This is a genomic window from Pacificispira sp. HM-600 (genome assembly GCF_977993705.1).
In genome coordinates this window covers 639,389-657,397 of record NZ_OZ388079.1, presented here as the reverse complement: position 1 = coordinate 657,397, position 18,009 = coordinate 639,389, and the positions used below count along the sequence as shown (strand labels likewise).

The 18,009-nt window shown below is 67.4% G+C and carries 18 protein-coding genes; 7 read left to right on the top strand and 11 right to left on the bottom strand.

The features are described 5' to 3' along the window. The first annotated feature begins 128 nt into the window (after positions 1-128). Both ACXZ1E_RS03095 and ACXZ1E_RS03090 read left to right on the top strand, forming a co-directional pair. The gene (locus ACXZ1E_RS03095; protein WP_458041982.1) at positions 129-1,451 is read left to right on the top strand and encodes a wax ester/triacylglycerol synthase domain-containing protein; all 1,323 of its coding nucleotides are present in this window, start codon (positions 129-131) and stop codon (positions 1,449-1,451) included. A gap of 129 nt (positions 1,452-1,580) precedes the next feature. Then, complete coding sequence (locus ACXZ1E_RS03090) at positions 1,581-2,573, top strand: aldo/keto reductase (RefSeq protein WP_458041981.1); 993 nt, start codon at positions 1,581-1,583, stop codon at positions 2,571-2,573. 81 nt (positions 2,574-2,654) lie between these two features. Here the strand turns inward: ACXZ1E_RS03090 and ACXZ1E_RS03085 are convergent, their stop codons facing one another. Next, complete coding sequence (locus ACXZ1E_RS03085; RefSeq protein ID WP_458041980.1) at positions 2,655-2,960, bottom strand: DUF1905 domain-containing protein; 306 nt, start codon at positions 2,958-2,960, stop codon at positions 2,655-2,657. A 113-nt stretch (positions 2,961-3,073) separates the two neighbouring features. Here ACXZ1E_RS03085 and ACXZ1E_RS03080 point away from each other — a divergent pair, with 113 nt between their 5' ends. From ACXZ1E_RS03080 to ACXZ1E_RS03065, 4 genes are read left to right on the top strand one after another with little or no spacing between them, the layout of a single operon-like run. Beyond that, on the top strand, positions 3,074-4,318 hold the full coding sequence (locus ACXZ1E_RS03080; RefSeq protein WP_458041979.1) for an AMP-binding protein: 1,245 nt from the start codon (positions 3,074-3,076) through the stop codon (positions 4,316-4,318). Beyond that, positions 4,231-4,776 carry an AMP-binding enzyme gene (locus ACXZ1E_RS03075; protein ID WP_458041978.1) on the top strand — a complete coding sequence of 182 codons (546 nt, stop codon included), beginning with the start codon at positions 4,231-4,233 and terminating at the stop codon, positions 4,774-4,776. The genes ACXZ1E_RS03080 and ACXZ1E_RS03075 overlap by 88 nt, the downstream gene beginning before the upstream one ends. 2 nt (positions 4,777-4,778) lie before the next feature. Next, positions 4,779-6,512: an ABC transporter ATP-binding protein gene (locus tag ACXZ1E_RS03070; protein WP_458041977.1), complete on the top strand. Its 1,734-nt coding sequence runs from the start codon at positions 4,779-4,781 to the stop codon at positions 6,510-6,512. Continuing rightward, entirely contained in the window at positions 6,509-8,575 is a 2,067-nt protein-coding gene (locus tag ACXZ1E_RS03065) for an ABC transporter ATP-binding protein (protein WP_458041976.1), read from the top strand. The genes ACXZ1E_RS03070 and ACXZ1E_RS03065 overlap by 4 nt, the downstream gene beginning before the upstream one ends. A 20-nt stretch (positions 8,576-8,595) precedes the next feature. On the opposite strand, the gene crcB is transcribed toward ACXZ1E_RS03065, so the two are convergent. Genes crcB through ACXZ1E_RS03040 form a run of 5 tightly spaced genes read right to left on the bottom strand, consistent with a single transcriptional unit; the run spans position 8,596 to position 11,925 of the window. Next, positions 8,596-8,976 (bottom strand): fluoride efflux transporter CrcB, encoded by a 381-nt coding sequence (gene crcB / locus ACXZ1E_RS03060; protein WP_458041975.1) that lies wholly within the window; start codon positions 8,974-8,976, stop codon positions 8,596-8,598. After that, positions 8,973-9,479 (bottom strand): fluoride efflux transporter FluC, encoded by a 507-nt coding sequence (locus tag ACXZ1E_RS03055; RefSeq protein ID WP_458041974.1) that lies wholly within the window; start codon positions 9,477-9,479, stop codon positions 8,973-8,975. The genes crcB and ACXZ1E_RS03055 overlap by 4 nt, the downstream gene beginning before the upstream one ends. Continuing rightward, complete coding sequence (locus ACXZ1E_RS03050) at positions 9,476-10,264, bottom strand: hypothetical protein (protein ID WP_458041973.1); 789 nt, start codon at positions 10,262-10,264, stop codon at positions 9,476-9,478. The genes ACXZ1E_RS03055 and ACXZ1E_RS03050 overlap by 4 nt, the downstream gene beginning before the upstream one ends. Before the next feature lie 9 nt (positions 10,265-10,273). After that, positions 10,274-10,948, bottom strand: a complete 675-nt coding sequence (locus ACXZ1E_RS03045; protein ID WP_458041972.1) for a class I SAM-dependent methyltransferase — start codon at positions 10,946-10,948, stop codon at positions 10,274-10,276. Continuing rightward, entirely contained in the window at positions 10,945-11,925 is a 981-nt protein-coding gene (locus ACXZ1E_RS03040; RefSeq protein ID WP_458041971.1) for an NAD(P)/FAD-dependent oxidoreductase, read from the bottom strand. The genes ACXZ1E_RS03045 and ACXZ1E_RS03040 overlap by 4 nt, the downstream gene beginning before the upstream one ends. 83 nt (positions 11,926-12,008) lie before the next feature. On the opposite strand from ACXZ1E_RS03040, the gene ACXZ1E_RS03035 reads away from it, so the two are divergent. Then, positions 12,009-12,587, top strand: coding sequence for a helix-turn-helix domain-containing protein (locus ACXZ1E_RS03035; RefSeq protein WP_458041970.1), 579 nt, complete (start codon positions 12,009-12,011; stop codon positions 12,585-12,587). Positions 12,588-12,768: 181 nt separating this feature from the next. On the opposite strand, the gene ACXZ1E_RS03030 is transcribed toward ACXZ1E_RS03035, so the two are convergent. The 5 genes from ACXZ1E_RS03030 to ACXZ1E_RS03010 form a co-directional block, all read right to left on the bottom strand. After that, positions 12,769-14,058 (bottom strand): DUF222 domain-containing protein, encoded by a 1,290-nt coding sequence (locus ACXZ1E_RS03030; RefSeq protein ID WP_458041969.1) that lies wholly within the window; start codon positions 14,056-14,058, stop codon positions 12,769-12,771. A 99-nt stretch (positions 14,059-14,157) separates the two neighbouring features. Further along, positions 14,158-15,156: an adenosine deaminase gene (add, locus tag ACXZ1E_RS03025; RefSeq protein WP_458041968.1), complete on the bottom strand. Its 999-nt coding sequence runs from the start codon at positions 15,154-15,156 to the stop codon at positions 14,158-14,160. Beyond that, the gene (locus tag ACXZ1E_RS03020) at positions 15,153-16,190 is read right to left on the bottom strand and encodes an isopenicillin N synthase family dioxygenase (RefSeq protein ID WP_458041967.1); all 1,038 of its coding nucleotides are present in this window, start codon (positions 16,188-16,190) and stop codon (positions 15,153-15,155) included. The genes add and ACXZ1E_RS03020 overlap by 4 nt, the downstream gene beginning before the upstream one ends. A gap of 84 nt (positions 16,191-16,274) precedes the next feature. Beyond that, the gene (locus ACXZ1E_RS03015) at positions 16,275-16,967 is read right to left on the bottom strand and encodes a helix-turn-helix domain-containing protein (protein WP_458041966.1); all 693 of its coding nucleotides are present in this window, start codon (positions 16,965-16,967) and stop codon (positions 16,275-16,277) included. Between the two features lie 181 nt (positions 16,968-17,148). After that, positions 17,149-17,931, bottom strand: a complete 783-nt coding sequence (locus ACXZ1E_RS03010; protein ID WP_458041965.1) for an SDR family oxidoreductase — start codon at positions 17,929-17,931, stop codon at positions 17,149-17,151. Positions 17,932-18,009: the final 78 nt, after the last annotated feature.

The window sequence follows — 18,009 nt, the reverse complement described above, 5'->3', positions numbered from 1 at the left end:
GCGTCTCGGGCGACGACGACAGCGCCAGTCTCCCAGGCGCCTGCCGCCATTTGGGGGAGCGAAACGCGATACAGCCGGGCTTCTCCGGGGTCCGCATCTCACGGTGCCTCGTCGATAGGCTGACGGACGTGACGGATGACGGTGAGCTCCTGTCCGCGGACGACGCCCGCATCCAGGCGCTCGAATCGTCGGTGCTCACGGGGCACACGCTCAAGTTGATGATCCTCGCGCCGGGGAAGCCGCTCGATCTCGAGGCGCTGCGGGCGGCGGTCGGCCGGAGGCTGGGTTCCGAACCGCGCGCAGTCCAGCGTGTGGAGATCGGGGCCGGGGCGCCACGCTGGGTCACGGCGGATGGCTTCGACATCGCGTCCCATGTGCGCCGTCGCGCGGGCGGGGAATGCGCAACACCCGAAGACCTGCGCCGCAGGGTGAGCGAGCTCATGTCGGAGCACCTCGATCGCTCCCGGCCGCTGTGGACGCTCGATCTGATCGGTCCGCTCGCCGACGGCAGCGAGGCGATCGCGGCACGCATGCACCACGCGATGGTCGATGGCATCGCGGGCATGCGGTTTCTCGAGACGATCCTGCTCGATCCGCACGATGCGCCACCGAACCATGCGTCACCGAACCATGCGTCACCGCCCGCTGCGGGACCCACCCCTGCCAGCACATCGATGTCGGGTGCGAACGAGTGGGTCCGGCTGCCCGAAGTCATCACGCGCGAGCTCGGCCAGCCCGGATCGAAGTCGCCCTTCGACCGCCCGATCACGGCGGCTCGGGACGTGGCCTTCGCGGTCGCGCCCCTCGACGGGTTGAGGGCGATCGGGGCGTCGCGGCCGCAGCACGCCACAGTCAACGATGTTCTGCTCGCCGCGGTTTCGGGGGGCCTGGATGCCTGGCTCGGCACCCACGCAGCCCATCTCGACCTGCGAGCACAGGTGCCGGTGAGCCTTCACCATCGCGACGGCGGTGCGTCGGCGGTGGGCAATCACGACTCGTTCATCAACGTCGACCTCGAGCTCGGGACATCCGATCCGCTGCGTCGGCTCGATCGCATCAGCGCGCGCACGCGTGCCGAAAAGCAGGCGGGTGATGCTTCGCTGCTCTACGACCTTTTTCATGCCCTCGGAGCGATCCCGGGCATGGATGCCGTGGTCCATCGGGTCGCTGACAGCCCGCGCGAGTTCAGCCTCGCCATCTCCAACGTGCCGGGACCACGGGTTCCCGTTGCGGTGGCCGGGCGTCGGGTGGACCGACTGTTCTCATCATCCGAGCCCGGCGCGCATCACGCCCTTCGGGTTGCTGCGATCTCGCATGCCGACGAGATCGGGATCGGGTTCTGCACAGACCCCACGGCGGTGCCGCGCGTCGAGGCGCTGGCCGAGGCGGTCGGCCGCGCGTACGGCGAACTGCACCGTGCGGCGCTGGGCGAAACATCCGCCCGTTCTTGATCGGTGCACCCAGGAGAGCGCTTGATCTGAGCGGTCGGAGAGGCGCGGGCCCCGTGCGGATTGACCGAATGGCGAACGGCACAGGCCGAGCAGCTCGGGCTAGCCTGGACAGAATCGAAAGGGATCACCATGCAGCAGCGAATTCTGGGCCGTACCGGCCGCGAGGTTTCGATCGTCGGACTCGGAACGTGGCAGCTCGGCGCCGACTGGGGTGATGTCAGCGAGGATGACGCGCTCGGAGTGCTCGCCGCGGCCGCAGATCAGGGTGTGACCCTGTTCGACACCGCCGACGTGTACGGCGACGGACGCTCCGAGTCGCTGATCGGCCAGTTCCTCCGGGGGCGGAACGACGTTTTCGTCGCCACCAAGATGGGGCGCCGCCAGCCGCAGGAACTCGAGAACTACTCGCCCGAGAACTTCCGGGCCTGGACGGAGCGCTCCCGTCGCAACCTCGGCGTCGAAACGCTCGACCTCGTTCAGCTGCACTGCCCGCCGAGCGTGGTGATCGACGCGGATGCGACCTACGACGCTCTCGACGATCTGGTTTCGGATGGCTCGATCGCGGCCTACGGTGTCTCGGTCGAAACCGTCGAGCAGGCGCTGTCGGCCATCGGCCGCCCGGGAGTGGCGAGCATTCAGATCATCTTCAACCCGTTGCGGCTCAAGCCGCTCGACGAGGTTCTGCCTGCCGCCGAGGCTGCGGGCGTGGGCATTCTCGCCCGTGTGCCGCTCGCATCCGGTCTGCTCTCGGGCAAGTACACGACCGACACGACGTTCGCGCAGAACGACCACCGCTCGTACAACCGCAACGGTGAGGCCTTCGATCGGGGCGAAACGTTCTCGGGCGTCGACTTCGAGGTCGGCATCCAGGCGGCGAACGAGCTCGCGGCGGCGCTGCCTGCGGGGGTTTCGCTTCCTCAGGCCTCTCTCGCGTGGATCATGTCGCGTGCTGGCGTGACCTCTGTCATCCCGGGCGCACGCAACACGCGTCAAGCGGTGTCGAACGCCGATGCTGCCGCGCTGCTCGAGCCGGGCTCCGAGTTCGACGTCGAGGCCTTCGACGTCGTGGTGCGGGATGTCTACGACCGTTTGTTGCGGGCCGACATCCACCCGCTCTGGTGAGCACCGGGACTTAACCCTGCATCCACGGGTGGGCTCGACATCCGTATCGATCTGCCGACGTAGGAAACGTCCGCCTGCGAATCAGAGGTCGACGAGCTCGACGCGGGCGTGCGCGGTACCCCCTTCGCTCAATCCCTCCGCCTCGCGCACGGCGCGTTTGAGGGGGAGCACGTACGACCCGGTCCCGCTCGACGGGAACATCGACGTCGTCCAGGTCGAACCGCCGATCGTGGCTCGGACACGCACCGCGCCGAAACCGCGGCGGAGCGCAGGATCCTGCAACTCGAGAATCATCTCGCTGACCTCCGGCGGCAGATCGACGAAGAACCACGCGGCATCCGCTCGCGCCTCCCACCGATACACGGTGCCCTCGAAGTCGACGATCACGTGCCTCACCGTAGATCAGCTATGCGTTCGCCGCATACCGCCACCGCAATATCTCGCATGAAAGCATGGACTTCAGTGCCTGACGCCCGCAGGCGGAGATGAGGAACATCACCATGCCGAACGTCGATGCCCCCGAGGGTCGCCCCTGGGTCGCTTCCTACGCCGAGGGTGTTCCCGCTGAGATCGCCGATGTCACCGAGACGCTTGTGGACATGCTCGATGCATCCGTCGGGCGTTACGGCGCACAGACGGCGCTGGAGTTCTTCGGCGCTCGCACCAGCTACGCCGAGCTCGGCGAGCAGGTGCAGCGGGTCGCAGGGGGGCTGCATAAGCTCGGGGTGCGCGCGGGTGACCGGGTCGCGCTCGTCATGCCCAATTGCCCGCAGCACGTCGTGGCGTTCTACGCGGTGATGCGTCTCGGGGCGATCGTGGTCGAGCACAACCCGCTCTACACGCCGCGCGAGATCCGCCATCAGTTCGAGGTCACGGCACCGGTCGTCGCGATCGTGTGGGACAAGGTGGCGGATGTCGTGGCCACCCTTCCCGAAGACGCCCGTCCGGGCGCCGTGGTTTCGGTGAGCCTGCCCGATGCCATGCCGCTCGGCAAGCGCATTGCGCTCCGCCTGCCCATCTCGAAGGCCCGCACGGCGCGCGCAGCGATCACCGCGAAGCCGACCACGAAGGGTGTCTTAACGTGGGATCGCCTCGCCGAATCCCGCAAGATCTCGCGTCGCGTGGCGCGACCCGAACTCGCCGACACGGCCCTGTTGCTGTTGACCAGCGGAACGACCGGCACGCCCAAGGCCGCCACTTTGTCGCACCGCAACCTGCGCGCGAACGCGGCGCAAGGCAGGGCGTGGCTGCCCGGGCTGCATGACGGTGAAGAAGTCGTGTACGCCGTGCTGCCGCTTTTCCACGCCTACGGCCTGACGCTCTGCCTGACGTTCGCGATGTCCATCGGGGCGAAGTTGGTGCTGTTTCCGAAGTACGACCTCGACCTGGTGATCGCGGCGAGCCGGAAGTCGCCGCCGACGTTCCTGCCCGCCGTGCCGCCGATCTACGACGCTTTGGCGCGCGCGAGCAACCAGAAGCGGATCGATCTGAGCGGCGTGCGCTTCGCGATTTCGGGGGCGATGAGCCTTCCGGTCTCGACCGTCACACGCTGGGAAGAGGCGACCGGTGGCTTGCTGGTCGAGGGCTACGGGATGACCGAGACTTCACCGGTCGCGCTCGGCAATCCCGCGGGACCGAGCCGCCCGGCACCGTCGGTGTGCCATTCCCGAGCACCGAGATCCGGGTCGTCGACCCCGATGACCCGACGCAAGATCGCCCGGCCGGAGAGTCGGGCGAGCTGCTGATCCGCGGGCCGCAGGTGTTCGGCGGGTACTGGGGTGCCCCGGACGATACGGCGGCCGCTCTGCTGCCCGGGGGCTGGCTGCGCACGGGCGACATCGTGACCATGTCGGAGGACGGCTTCGTCACGATCATCGACCGCCTCAAGGAACTGATCATCACGGGCGGCTTCAATGTCAGCCCGACCGAGGTCGAGCAGGCATTGGCGCAGCATCCAGACATCGAGAGCGCCGCCGTGGTCGGTTTGCGCCGCCCGTCGGGCGGTGAGGAGGTCACGGCCGCAGTCGTCATGAAGCCGGGCGCCGTGTTCGACGCCACCGCGCTGCGCGACTTCTGCCGCCAGCATCTGACCGCGTACAAGATCCCCAAGAAGCTCGTGCAGGTCGACGAGTTGCCGCGCTCGCAGGTCGGCAAGGTTCTGCGGCGGACGGTGCGAGACCAGCTCGTGGCACGCGAAGACTGATCATGCTCTGGAAACTCCTGGTTCGATATCTGAAGCCGGCGTGGCCGCTACTGATCGGCGTGATCGTCTTCCAGCTGGGGCAGTCGATCGCATCCCTGCTGCTGCCCACTCTGAGCGCCGACATCATCGACAACGGCGTCGTGACCGGCGACATCCCGTACATCTGGTCCGTCGGGGCGCTGATGCTCGGCATCACGGTCGTGCAGGTCGTCTGCGCGATCATCGCCGTGTACTTCGGCTCGAAGCTCGCGATGGGCATGGGCCGCGACATTCGAGCTGCCCTGTTCGAGAGGGTCGTGAGCTTCTCGCAGCGCGAGGTCGGGCAGTTCGGCACACCGTCGCTGATCACGCGCAACACGAACGACGTCCAGCAGGTGCAGATGCTCGTGCAGGTCACGGCGACGCTGATGGTGGCGGCGCCCATCCTCGCCATCGGCGGGGTCATCTTGGCGGTGCGCCAGGACGTTGGGCTGTCGTGGTTGATGGCGGTCAGCATCCCGGTTCTGCTGATCGTCGTGAGCCTCATCATCGTGCGGATGGTGCCCTACTTCCAGCTCATGCAGAAGCGGATCGATCGCATCAATCAGGTCATGCGCGAGCAACTGACCGGCATCCGCGTGATCCGTGCGTTCGTGCGTGAGGAGGAGGAGCGCGCCCGCTTCCGGAACGGCAGTGAGGGCGTCGCCGATACAGCACTGCGCGCCGGCAATCTGATGGCGTTGATGTTCCCCGCGATCATGCTCGTGATGAACGTCTCGGGCGTCGCGGTCATCTGGTTCGGTGCCTTCCAGATCCAGGCCGGTGACGCGCAGATCGGCACGCTCTTTGCCTTCTTGCAATACCTCATGCAGATCCTCATGGGCGTGATGATGGCCACCTTCATGTTCGTGATGATCCCGCGCGCGGCGGTGAGCGCCAACCGGATCGGTGAGGTGCTGGCGACGGACTCGTCGGTCGTCACGGCCGCGTCACCGCTGCGGCCGCAGGAGTTCCGCGCAGACATCGACTTCGACGGCGTCGAGTTCTCGTACCCCGGCGCCGACGAACCGGTGCTGAAGAACATCACCTTCCGCGTCGTCGCGGGCACGACGACCGCGATCATCGGCTCGACCGGAGCGGGCAAGTCGACGCTGATCGGGCTCGTGCCGAGGCTCTTCGACGCCACCGCGGGTTCCGTTCGCGTCGCCGGCGTCGATGTGCGCGAGTGGGATCCGGACGAACTGTGGGCGCGGATCGGCCTGATGCCCCAGCGTGCATTTCTGTTCTCGGGCACGGTTGCGTCGAACCTGCGATACGGCAATGCGGATGCTTCGGACGACGATCTCTGGCATGCCCTCGAGATCGCCCAGGGGCGGGAATTCGTCGCCGAGATGCCTCTCGGGCTCGACGAACCCATTGCGCAGGGCGGCACGAACGTCTCGGGTGGGCAGCGCCAGCGTCTCGCGATCGCGCGGGCGCTCGTCAAGCGCCCCGATATCTACATCTTCGACGACTCTTTCTCGGCCCTGGATGTCGCGACGGATGCGACGCTCCGTGCCGCCCTCACGACACATGTGCCGGGCGCGACACGCCTCGTCGTCGCTCAGCGCGTCAGCACGGTGCGGGATGCCGACCAGATCGTCGTGATCGACCACGGCCAGATCGTCGGGCTCGGCACGCACACGGAACTGCTCGAAACGAGCGAGACGTATCGCGAGATCGTCGAATCGCAGGAGAGCGTGGAGGCCTCGGCATGAGCGATCGCAGCGCGCCGCCCGCGACTCCGCCGGCCTCACCGCCCCCGCCCCGCGGCCCGATGGGTGGCCGCGGCCCCATGGGCGGAATGGGCATGCCGGTCGCTAAGCCCCAGAACTTCGGAGCCTCGGCGAAGCGCCTCCTCGGCTCGCTCCGCCAGGACAGGTCTTTGCTCATCTTCGTCATCGTGCTCGGCGTCTTGAGCGTCGGATTGAGCGTGACGGGTCCGAAGCTGCTCGGTGAGGCGACGGACATCGTCTTCGAAGGTTTCACGTCGCTGCAGTTCCCCTCGGGCACGACGCAGCAGCAGGTGATCGATCAACTCGTCGCGGCGGGGCGGGCCGAGCAGGCCGACATGCTGCGATCGATGACCTTCGTGCCGGGCGCGGGCGTCGACTTCGTCCAGCTGAGCCAGGTGCTCCTGCTCGTGCTCGCGGTCTACGTCTTCGCGAGCGTCTTCGCGTTGTTCCAGGCGCGCATCCTGAACGGCGTCGTGCAGCGCGCCATGCACCACCTGCGCATGCAGGTCGAGGACAAGATCCACCGCCTCCCGCTCAGCTATTTCGACCGGGTGCAGCGGGGTGACCTGCTCAGCCGCGTCACGAACGACGTCGACAACATCGGTCAGTCCCTGCAGCAGACGCTGTCGCAGGTCATCACGTCACTGCTCACCGTCATCGGCGTCCTGCTGATGATGTTCCTCATCTCGCCGACCCTGGCCCTGATCGCGCTCGTCACGATTCCGCTGACGATCATCATCACGGTGCTCGTCGCGCGGCGCTCGCAGAAGCTGTTCGTCGAGCAGTGGAAGCAGACAGGCATCCTGAACGCGCGCGTGGAAGAAACGTACTCGGGTCACGCCCTCGTGAAGGTCTACGGGCACCAGCGCGAGGTCGAGGCGGCCTTCGGGGACGAGAACGCCCGCGTCTACCGCGCGAGCTTCGGGGCCCAGTTCATCTCGGGCATCATCATGCCGGCGATGACCTTCGTCGGAAACCTCGTGTACGTCGCGATCGCCGTGGTCGGTGGGCTGCAGGTCGCCGCGGGCATCATCTCGATCGGCGACGTGCAGGCATTCATTCAGTACTCGCGTCAGTTCAGTCAGCCGCTCAGCCAGCTGGGCTCCATGGCCAACCTGCTCCAGTCTGGCGTCGCTAGCGCCGAGCGCGTGTTCGAGCTCCTCGACGAGGACGAAGAAGAGCCCGACCCCGAGGTGGCCGAGTCGGTGCCGGAAGACGCCGGGCTGCTGGAGTTTCGGGATGTCTCGTTCCGCTACGTTGCCGACACCCCGCTCATCGAGGGCTTGAACCTGACGGCTCGGCCCGGCAGCACGGTCGCGATCGTCGGGCCCACCGGCGCCGGCAAGACGACGCTCGTCAACCTGATCATGCGCTTCTACGACGTGGACTCCGGTGCGATCGCCCTGGGCACTTCGCCCGAGGATGCTGTCGACACCCGACGGATGTCGCGCGACGACCTGCGATCTCGGACGGGCATGGTGCTGCAGGACACGTGGCTGTTCGCCGGGACGATCCGCGACAACATCCTGTACGGCCGGCCCGAGGCGACCGAAGAAGAGATGGTGGCCGCAGCATCCGCCGCCTATGTCGACCGCTTCGTGCATGCGCTTCCCGACGGGTACGACACGCTGCTCGACGACGAGGCCACCAACCTCAGCGTGGGGGAGCGGCAACTCGTCACGATCGCGCGCGCGTTCCTCGCCGACCCGCGCCTGCTGATCCTCGATGAAGCAACATCGTCGGTCGACACGCGCACCGAGGTGCTGATCCAGCGGGCGATGTCGAGGCTGCGCGAGAATCGCACGGCTTTCGTGATCGCGCACCGGCTGTCGACGATTCGGGATGCCGATGTCATCGTCGTGATGGAGCACGGCTCGATCGTAGAACAGGGCAATCACGCGCAGTTGCTCGCCGCGAAGGGCGCCTACTGGCGCCTCTACAACGCCCAGTTCGCCGCGCCGATGAGCGAAGAGACCGTCCAGAACCCCGTTACGGGTGCTGTCGAGATCATCGCCGAGGACGTGATTCCGGATTCGGAGAACTGACGCGTTCGGTCAAGCCGTCGTCATGTGATGCTGCCGCTGATCCACAGGCCGAGCCCAGCCATGAGGGTGGTCGCGCCGAGCACGCCGAGCCCGTTGAGGACACCCGCAAGCCGCTTGCGCTCTTGCAACAGGCGCACGGTCTCGAAGCTGGCGGTCGAGAACGTCGTGTAGCCGCCGAGGAACCCGGCCCCGATGACGGCGTACCAACCGTCCGAGACGAGTTGACCGGCCGCGAGTCCGGCGAGGAACCCGAGTGCGAACGATCCGGTCACATTGATGATGATCGTGGCCCAGGGGATTCGCCCCGAGACGCGGGTTCGAATGATGCCGTCGAGCAGCAATCGGGATGCCGCACCCAGGCCGCCGGCTACGGCGATGGCGACGAAAACGAGCGGGGTCATCGCGTCTCCCCATTCGGCACGGGTCGCGTTCGGCGATGCGCGGCGGCGGCGAGAGCGATCCCGGTCCAGGTCGCGGCGGCTCCGACCAGGACCGTCCCCACGGCGTATGCCGCTCCGGCACCGACCGTGCCAGAACCGATCAGGCGCGCCGAATCGAGTGCGAGGGCGCTGTATGTCGTGAACCCGCCCATGACGCCCGTGCCGAGCAGCAACCGCAGGCGCTGGCGACCGCCGTGGTCGGGGCCGCGGCGGACGAGCGACTCGAGCAGCACGCCCAGAAGCAGAGCCCCGACGATGTTGATGCCGAAAATGGCATACGGGATGCCGTTCAGGGGCGGGATGGCCAAGCTGAGCGCTTCGCGGGCGGCGGTGCCGAGCGTTCCGCCGACGAAAACGAGCAGTAGTGCGCCAGGGCGCAGATGGATGGGGCGCGACGCGCCGGTTGCCGTTTCGGCGGCATCGAGGTCGGGATCGAGGGGAAGTTCCTCGTCGTTCCCGTTCACACCGCGTCCTGCTGAGGCTCTGTTCTCAACCCGCGATCGAGGGCCGTGATGGCCACGCTTTCGCGGTCTGTCCCGTGCGATGACGCTTCGGCTTCGAGGCGAGCGAGGAGTGTCGCGGGGATGTCGAGGGTCAGCCGCGCCGAGTCATCCGGACGGCCGCGCACAACGAGTCCGATGATGGGCACAGCGATCGTGCCGATCACATCGATGATCGCGATCACCCCGAAGAACCGCCAGTAGCCGGTGTCGCTGCCGGGGATATCGCCCTCGGTCAGGATCGGCAGCCACAGCATGATCGCCACGATCGTGGCGGCGGCGAGCGTGATCGTGAGACCGATGTGAACGATCCGTCGCGTGGAGGACGCGGAGCGGAGCAGAAGGTTCGCCTGCGCGAGGGTGACGGCGAGGATCGTCAGGACGCCGAGCGCGCGGAACCAGTCGCTGGTCGATTCGCTGAGGTCGAACCACGACCAGATGAGAACGAGGGCGGGGATGAGCGCCGCGACGCTCGTCGCGATACCGATGTACCCGACGATGCGGAACCTGTGGGACGCGATCGCCAGGTGACAGAGTGCGGTGAGCCCGAACGCCGCGACGGCGAGGGTCGTGAGCAGGATGCGGCCCTGCGTCTCACCGAATTCACCGGACAGGAGCGCCACGATTCCGAGCGCACCGGCCAGCAGCAGCGACACGATGACCACGACGATCGCCGCGCGTCGGAGGCCTCGCACGGCGGACGGGGTGCGGGTCGCCTGCGAGACTGCACTCTTCTCGGGGGTAGTCACGCCCCCAGGCTACGGCTCGGGCGAGCGATCCTCACCCGCTGGCGCGCTGGCGCGCTGCACGAGCACGACACTGTCGAGCAGCACGGCGTCCGAACCATCCGGTGCCGTGACCTCGCGCTCCCGTACCTCGCACACCAGCGTCCACCACTGCGTCGCGTCGAGGCGGAGCGCTGCAAGATCACCGTCGGGCGTGGGGAAGACCGCGTGCTGGACGAACTCGGGCGGCGCCCACGCCGGCGCCGCGGCGTGCCCGACCACGAGCAGGCGTCCGCCGGGCGCGACGAATCCGGTCGCGGCATGCAGGATCCGCTCGCGTGGCAGCTCCACGGGGGATTGCAGGAAGGATGCCATGACCAGGTCGTAGCTGTCGTCGTCGGTGTAGGTCGACAGGTCAGCCGCCAGGTCGGCCGACACGAACGTCGTGCGATCGTGCAGCTTGCGCTCGGCGGCCGCCGCTCGCGCCCGGTTGATCGCGGTGGGCGAGAGGTCGACGCCGGTTGCATACCATCCGTGCTCGGCGAGCCAGATGGCGTCTCCGCCCTCGCCGCAGCCGAGATCGAGTGCACGACCGGGCGTGAACTCTCCGGCGATGGCGGCCAGCGTCGCGTTGACCCGGCCCGACCACACTCGGCCGGTGCCGCTGTAGCGCTGCTCCCAGAAATCGATCGGCGCTTGATCCGTCATGCCCCGACCTCCGCAGCGTCTTTGCTCGTTCGGTCCACGGCGGTATCGAAGTCCTGGGTGACGAGCGCGGCGTTGACCGCGGCACCGGTGAATGAGCCTGTGCCCATGGCGAGCGGGACGTTCGCCGCGGGGTTGACGACGTTGCCGACAGCCCAGACGCGGGGGTCGCTGGTCTGACCCACGGCGTCGACGGCGATCACGTTGCCCATCGGTCTGTCGACCCGGTCGAGGTTCAGGTGCTCCAGCATCCGGTCATGCGGTTCCGGGGCGCCTCCGGTGAAGATCGCGTCGATCTCGACGATCGAGCCGTCTTCGAGCCGCACGCCGCTCAGGGTGCCGCCGTTATTGAGTACCTCGACGACCTGTTGGTCGACGATGCGGATGTCGCGGGCGCCGAGGCGCGCCCGCGTCTGCTCGTCGAGGGGGCCGGCGAGGTCTGCGAAGAACACCACGTCGTCGCTCCACTGTCGGAGCAGCTGGACCTGGTGCAGTGACATCGGTGAGATGGCGATCACACCCAGGCGCCGATCGCGCACCTCCCAGCCGTGGCAGTACGGGCAGTGCAGGACATTCGTTCCCCAGTGTTCCGATAGTCCGGGGATATCGGGCAGGCGATCGGTGATGCCGGTTGCGACGATCAGGCTGCGCGTGACATACGACGTCGCGGTGTCGGTCGTGACTCGCAGTTCGTCTGGCACATCATCGACGCGCGTGACCGAGGCATCCGCGAATTCGACGCCGAAGGCGGATGCGTCGGCGCGACCGATGCGCAACAGTTCAGCGGGGTCGATGCCCTCGTGACCCAGAACGGCGTGCATGTGTGCGGCGAAGCGGTTGCGGGGTGTACCGGCATCGATGACGAGGACGCGGCGGCGGGCGCGGCCCAGCATGAGCGAGCCGCTGAGACCGGCGACGCCCCCGCCGATGATGATCGTGTCCCAGAGTTCGGCCGAAGAGTCGGTGACTGATGTCTGCATGACCCCAGCGTGCAGTCATGGGTGTCAGAATGGCAAACAGGTTTGCGGTATTGGCAAGTCGGGAAGCGTGGGCGATATGGCGGATGGACTGGATCAGGTCGGCGTGCGACTTCGTGCGACTTCGTGCGGCGCGTCATGCGCGCGGGTGGACGCTCGAAGAGGTGGCCGCGCGGGCACAGATGTCGGTGAGCACGCTGTCTCGGCTCGAGTCTGGCAAGCGTCAGGCGAGCCTGGAGTTGCTGGTGCCGCTGACCCGTCAGCTCGGGGTGCGGATCGACGACCTGGTGGCCGCGCCGACGGTCGACCCTCGCGTGCGCCGGTCGGTCATTCGTCGGGATGGCATGGTCATCGCTCCGCTCGCGCCCGAGGGCTCAGCCGTGAACACGTACAAGATCACGTATTCGCCTGATCCGAACGGATGCTCCGAGCTGCGCGTGCACGATGGCTACGAGTGGCTATATGTCATCGCGGGGAGGTTGCGATTGCGGCTCGGTGAGCAGGACCTCGTGCTGGCGCGGGGCGAGGCGGCCGAGTTCGATACCCGCATCCCGCATGCGATGGGCGCAACGGGCAACCGTCCCGCGCAGATCATCAGCATCTTCAACGAGGTCGGCATCCGCATGCACACCCACGGCGCGCCGGAGGGTGATGACGTTCCCTGAGCCGGTCACTTCGAACGGGCTCAGTGACCGGGGGCTCAGTGCTCTTTGGACCTGTCGAAGGGAACGCCGGAACCGCGCACGCCGAGCGGGCAGGATGCAGCGGGTCATTTTCGACAGGCGCAGCGACCGGAGGCTCCGCGACCGGAGCGGGCGCGGCGGACGGGCGCGGCGGACGCGATGCCTAGAACGGTGGTGGGTCCGTGTTCGGCGTGAAGAGGACCAGCGCGGGTGGGGGTTTGTCGATGTAGATGTGACCACCGGGTGAGGTCCATTCGAGGATTCCGCCGCCGAGTTGTCGGGCGGTCCACGCCGTTTCGCCCTTCAACGTGTGGTGTCGTTTGCAGAGGCAGGCGAGGTTGCAGACGTCGGTTTCGCCGCCCAACGCGTAGTCGAGGGTGTGGTCTCGATCGCACCGGTGGGCGGGTTGTCGGCATCCGGGGAATCGGCAGTGCTGATCCCGCGCCCGGAGGAACCGTTTCATGTCCGCCGACGGGGTGTACCGGTCCACGGCGAGCACACATCCGGTGATGGGGTCGGCGAGGACCCGGTCCCACCCGGTCGCGTGTCCCGCGAGTTGCCGGGCTATCGCGGGGTCGATCGGGCACCGCCCGACCAGTTCGGCGGGCTCATCCGTGACTCCGGCCAACGCGAGGGCGGGGATGGTGACGTTCACGATCGCTTGGATCGACCCGAGTCCACCAAACCCGTCGGACATTCCCGCGCCGGTCTGGGCGTCGGGTGTGGTGGTGAGGAGCATGTCTGCGACGAGGTCGGCACGGATCTGATCGATCGTGCGGGCATCAGACGGGTCGGCGTTCTTGATCGCCTGGGCCTGCTGCGTGATGCGGTCGTGCATCCCGTGGGCGAGTACCGCGGGTTGGGTGGTGCTGAACTCCGCCATCCCATCCCCGATGTCCCGCACACCGACACCCCGCGAAGCACGGGCTTCTTGGTGGCGTTCCGTCAGCGTCCGGGGCTGCAGCGTCTCTGCCAGTCGGGCGAGCGCGGACCCGAGCCGTCCGGGCGTGGTTCCCTCGGCCCGGACCAGCGCTTCGCGCTCGAACACGGCACGCGCGTCCGCGTCGGTGAGCGGTAGTCCGTGCTCCATGATCACCGCGACATGCCTCGCGCTGACCCGGCCCTCATCCCACGCGTCAAACGTTGCGGGGAACGCTTCGGCGAGCACGGCGGCGTCGTTCATTCGGCCCTGCACGGTGCGATCGGACATGCACGCCGCGACCGCCAGCTCTGCAGCCAAAGCACGAAGAGGCAGTTCTGCCTCACGCGAGGACGTCGACCCCAACTCGGCGACTCGACGCATCCCGAGATCCGCAGCATCCGCCAGGACCCGCGCCTGCGCAGCTTGCGCACGAGCGACCGCCCGCGATGCCTCGGCGAACCGGATCGCGAGGTCACGCGCTTCGGTATCGACGTCGCAGATGTCAGCGACGCGACTGTTATTCGAATGCATGTTCTAAACTCTATGGACCACCACCGACACCCGAACCCCGAAAGGCCCCCACATCACGCCGAAATCGCAACGCTGAGATGAGAGTTTTCACATCTCCCGTTACGCCGCCGCGGAACGGAGCGCAGCCAGGTGCAGCTCGCGCTCGCCCGCGTCGATGAACGCGGCCTCGAACGAGTTCTCGATGCACCCGAGCAGCACGTCCCGGGGTGTTCCGATGTCCTCGAGAGCCCCGAAGTTGGCCCCGATCTGACCACCGAAGTAGGCCGGGTCGTCGCTCGAAATCGTCCCGACAACACCCGCATCAAGCATCGCAAACAGCGGGTGCTGCTCCATCCGGTCCACGGCGCGCAGCGCGACGTTCGACAGTGGGCATACGTTGACCGGGATCTGCTCGGCGGCGATGCGCTTCAGCAGCTCCGGGTCTTCGACCGCGCGCAGTCCATGGTCGATCCTCTCGACCCGCAGATCGTCCAGAGCCTGACGAACGTACTCGGGATCGCCCTCTTCGCCCGCGTGACATGTGCGGTGCAGGCCGTCCGCTTCAGCGCGCGCGAACACGTCACGAAACAGCACCGGCGGATAACCGACCTCGGTCGAGTCCAGCCCCACGCCGATGATCATGTCGCGAAACGGCGCGAAGTCCGTCAGCATCTGATCGGCTGCCTCGGCCCCCAGATCGCGCGTGAAGTCGAGGATCATGTCGCACGAGAGTCCTTCGCGCCGGGCGTCGGCAAACGCGGCGCCGTAGCCCTCCATCACCGCGGCGAGCGGCACCCCCGACTGCACGTGCGTCATCGGGTTGAAGAAGGACTCGGCGCGCGTGACGCCGTTCTCACGCGCGCGACGCAGGTAGAGCGCCGCGAGGTCGTAGAAGTCCTCGGCGGTCCGCACGACCGCGAGGTTCTCGAAGTACACGTCGAGAAAGTCCTGCAGCTGCCCGAATCGGTAGCGGGCGTCGAGCGCATCGGGATCGTAGGTGGGCAGCGCAACACCGTTGCGGCGCGCGAGGGTCACGAGAAGCTCGGATTCCAGGGCCCCCTCGAGGTGCATATGCAGCTCGGCCTTCGGAATCAGGGGCGAGGAGGCAGGATGCGTCACAGTGCTGCCTCGACGCGCGCCTGTTCGCGCGCGGCCGCGGTGTTCTTGACGCCCGCGCGCGATCCGCGCAATTTCGCCTGCACGTGCTCGGCCACGGTGATGGGCTCGTAGATCGGCTGGGAGCGCTCCAGGATCGTCGGCAGCGTCCGGATGACGGCATCCGCGTTCCAATCGTGGAAGAACGCTGCCGAGCGACGCCGCTTGATCGTGCCATTCACGATGGGCGGCTTGACGCGGTGCAGGGTCGACATCCATTCGTCGTTCGTGACGCGCGCGGCGATGTCGCCGAGGTTCACGAGCAGTGCCCCCTCGGCGGGCATGGCATCGTGCCACCGCCCATCGCGCCCTAGCACCTGCAGGCCTTCGACCCGATCGGCCCACAGCACCGTGACCATCCCGTAGTCCGTGTGCTCGCCCATCCCGGTGAGGTCGGCGCCGAGCTCGATGCTGCCCGGGGGCAGGGCGTAATTGTTCATGCGTAAGACGTTGATCGGATGGTCCGACACCGCGCCGAACACGTCCCGGTCGACGCCGAGCGCATCCGCGAACGCATCCTGCAGTGTGTAGGCCACCCGCCGCGCCTCGGCGAAGTATGCGGAGACGCGTTCCTCGAATCCTGGTGTGTCGGGCCAGGTGTTGGCCGCGTAGTCGCCCGTCTCGTCGGTGAAGCCCGGGAAGTCGGCAGCCGAGCTGCCGATGTTGAAGGCCTCGAAGAAGTCGTTCATGCGCGTGACGGGGTCGACGCCCAGCGAATAACTCAGCGATTCACTCTTGGGCGGGCTGTAGCCGCGGTTCTCTTTTGCGGGACGTTTCCACTGCTTCTTCGCCTCGAGTTCCTGGCCGAAGAAGTCGTCCATCGCCTGCGCGAGGCCATCCGTCGCCGACGTCGGTACGCCGTGGCCCACGATCTGGATGAAGCCGACGGTGCGACACGCGGTATCGAGGGCACGCGCGACGGCGGCCTTGCTTTCCGCGCTCCCATCTTCGACGTAGGCGGAGATGTCGACGGTCGGGACAACGAAGGTTTCACTCATGGAGTGATAGTACACAGCAATCAATGATTGCTTATGTAAATAACTTGTTACGGCCGGGCTCGTGACCCCGAGACGAATTGAACCTCACGCATCCGGGGAGTGCACGAGAAGGATTGTGGCGCGCTCCGGGCCGATCACGCGCCACACGTTTCGCAGCTCACCCGGGTAGGTCATGGCATCCCCGGTGCCGAGTTCCCACTCGCCCTGGCCCTCGATCGTCACAACAATCCGCCCGTCGGCAACGTAGACGAGCAGCTCGCCGTCCGACTGAAACCAGTCGCCCATGTCTTCGTCTGCGCGCACCACGTACTCGGTCGCGACGACGCGACGACCCGAGGCGGTCAGGATGCGCCCGATGCCCGCGTTGGCGGACTCGGTGACCGGCACCCGGCGTGCGTCCGCGCGGCGCTGGACATGAATCGAAGCCGGCCCGACCTCGGACGGCATCAGCTCGGCGGCCGACAGGCCGAGCGCACCGGCGAGGCGGTAGAGCGTCAGCATCGACGGAAGCGTGTGGCCGTTCTCGATCTGGCTGAGGAACGGCTGGCTGATGCCCGCCTCGGCGGCGAGAGCGCGCATCGACAGCTTCCGGTCCGAGCGAGCGGATGCCACGGCCCGGCCGATCGCGGCGGCGATGCTCGTCTCGGCACGATCGTCGTCGGTCGCGGTCGCGGTCGAGGTCGAGGTCGAGGTCGCGGTCGAGGTCGAGGTCGAGGTCGCGGTCGCGGTCGCGGTCGCTGCCGCGGGTGCTGCCGGGCGGGGGGTCTCTTCGCTCACCGTCTCAGGCTAGGGCAGGCGTCGGCGTGCGGCCGAAGCATCCGTCACCCGGCTCTTCCCTGCCCGACCCTCGCTCGAGAACAGGCGATTCGCCGGAAACAGGACGATCCGGCGCGGATCCTCCTGTTTTCGTGTGTTCTCCTGTTCCCGTGCGAGGCGAGGATGCCGGACAGCGGACAGCTCACCAGGTCGAGTCGCCCCGGATGATCGCATCCGATCCGCCGTCGATGAAGACGACCTGCCCGCACAGGTGGGCGTTCTCCTCGCTCGTCAGCCAGGCGAGCAGATAGGCGACGTCACGCGGTTCGAAGATTCCGTTCAGCGGCATCGGCACCATCTGGAGCAGCGCGTCCCGCGCCTCGGCCGTCGCGGTCAGGTCTGCGGTCATCGGTGTTGCCACAACACCTGGGCCGATCGCGTTCAGCGGGATGCTCGCTCCTGCCCAGTCGGGCGTCGGAGCGTTGCGACGGATCCATCGCGCGAGCGCCCGCTTCGTCGTTCCGTAGATCAGATTTGCCATCTCGGGCGCGGATGCCTCGAGTTCGGCGCCCCGAGCGAGCGCCGCTTCTTCGTCACCGGCCAGAAGCGCCTCGAGCAAGGCGTCATCTGGCGGGTAGAGCGATGCCATCGACACTGTCGCGACGGCGCGAGGGGCCGCCGACCCGGCCAGCAGGGGGCGCAGGCCCCCGAGCGTCGCCACGGCTCCGAAGAAGTTCACGGCCACCGTCGCCGCGGTGGGGGTGGCCAGCCCCGCATTGGCGATGATCGCGTCGATGTGCCCGGCGGATGCCGCGGAGACCTCGGTGACCATCCGCTCACGTCCCTCGGCGGTCGTCAGATCGACGTTGATGTCGGCATTACGGATGTCGACCCCGATGACCCGATGGCCGCGCTCGCCGAGCAGCTGCGCGGTCGCCGCGCCGATCCCGCTCGCCGCTCCTGTGATGACGTAAGTCCGAGACATGATGTGCCTGCCTTTGCCGTGAGATTCGTGGTGGAAGATGCTCCGCCGGGAGGCGGCTCCCGCCTACATCTTGTTCCC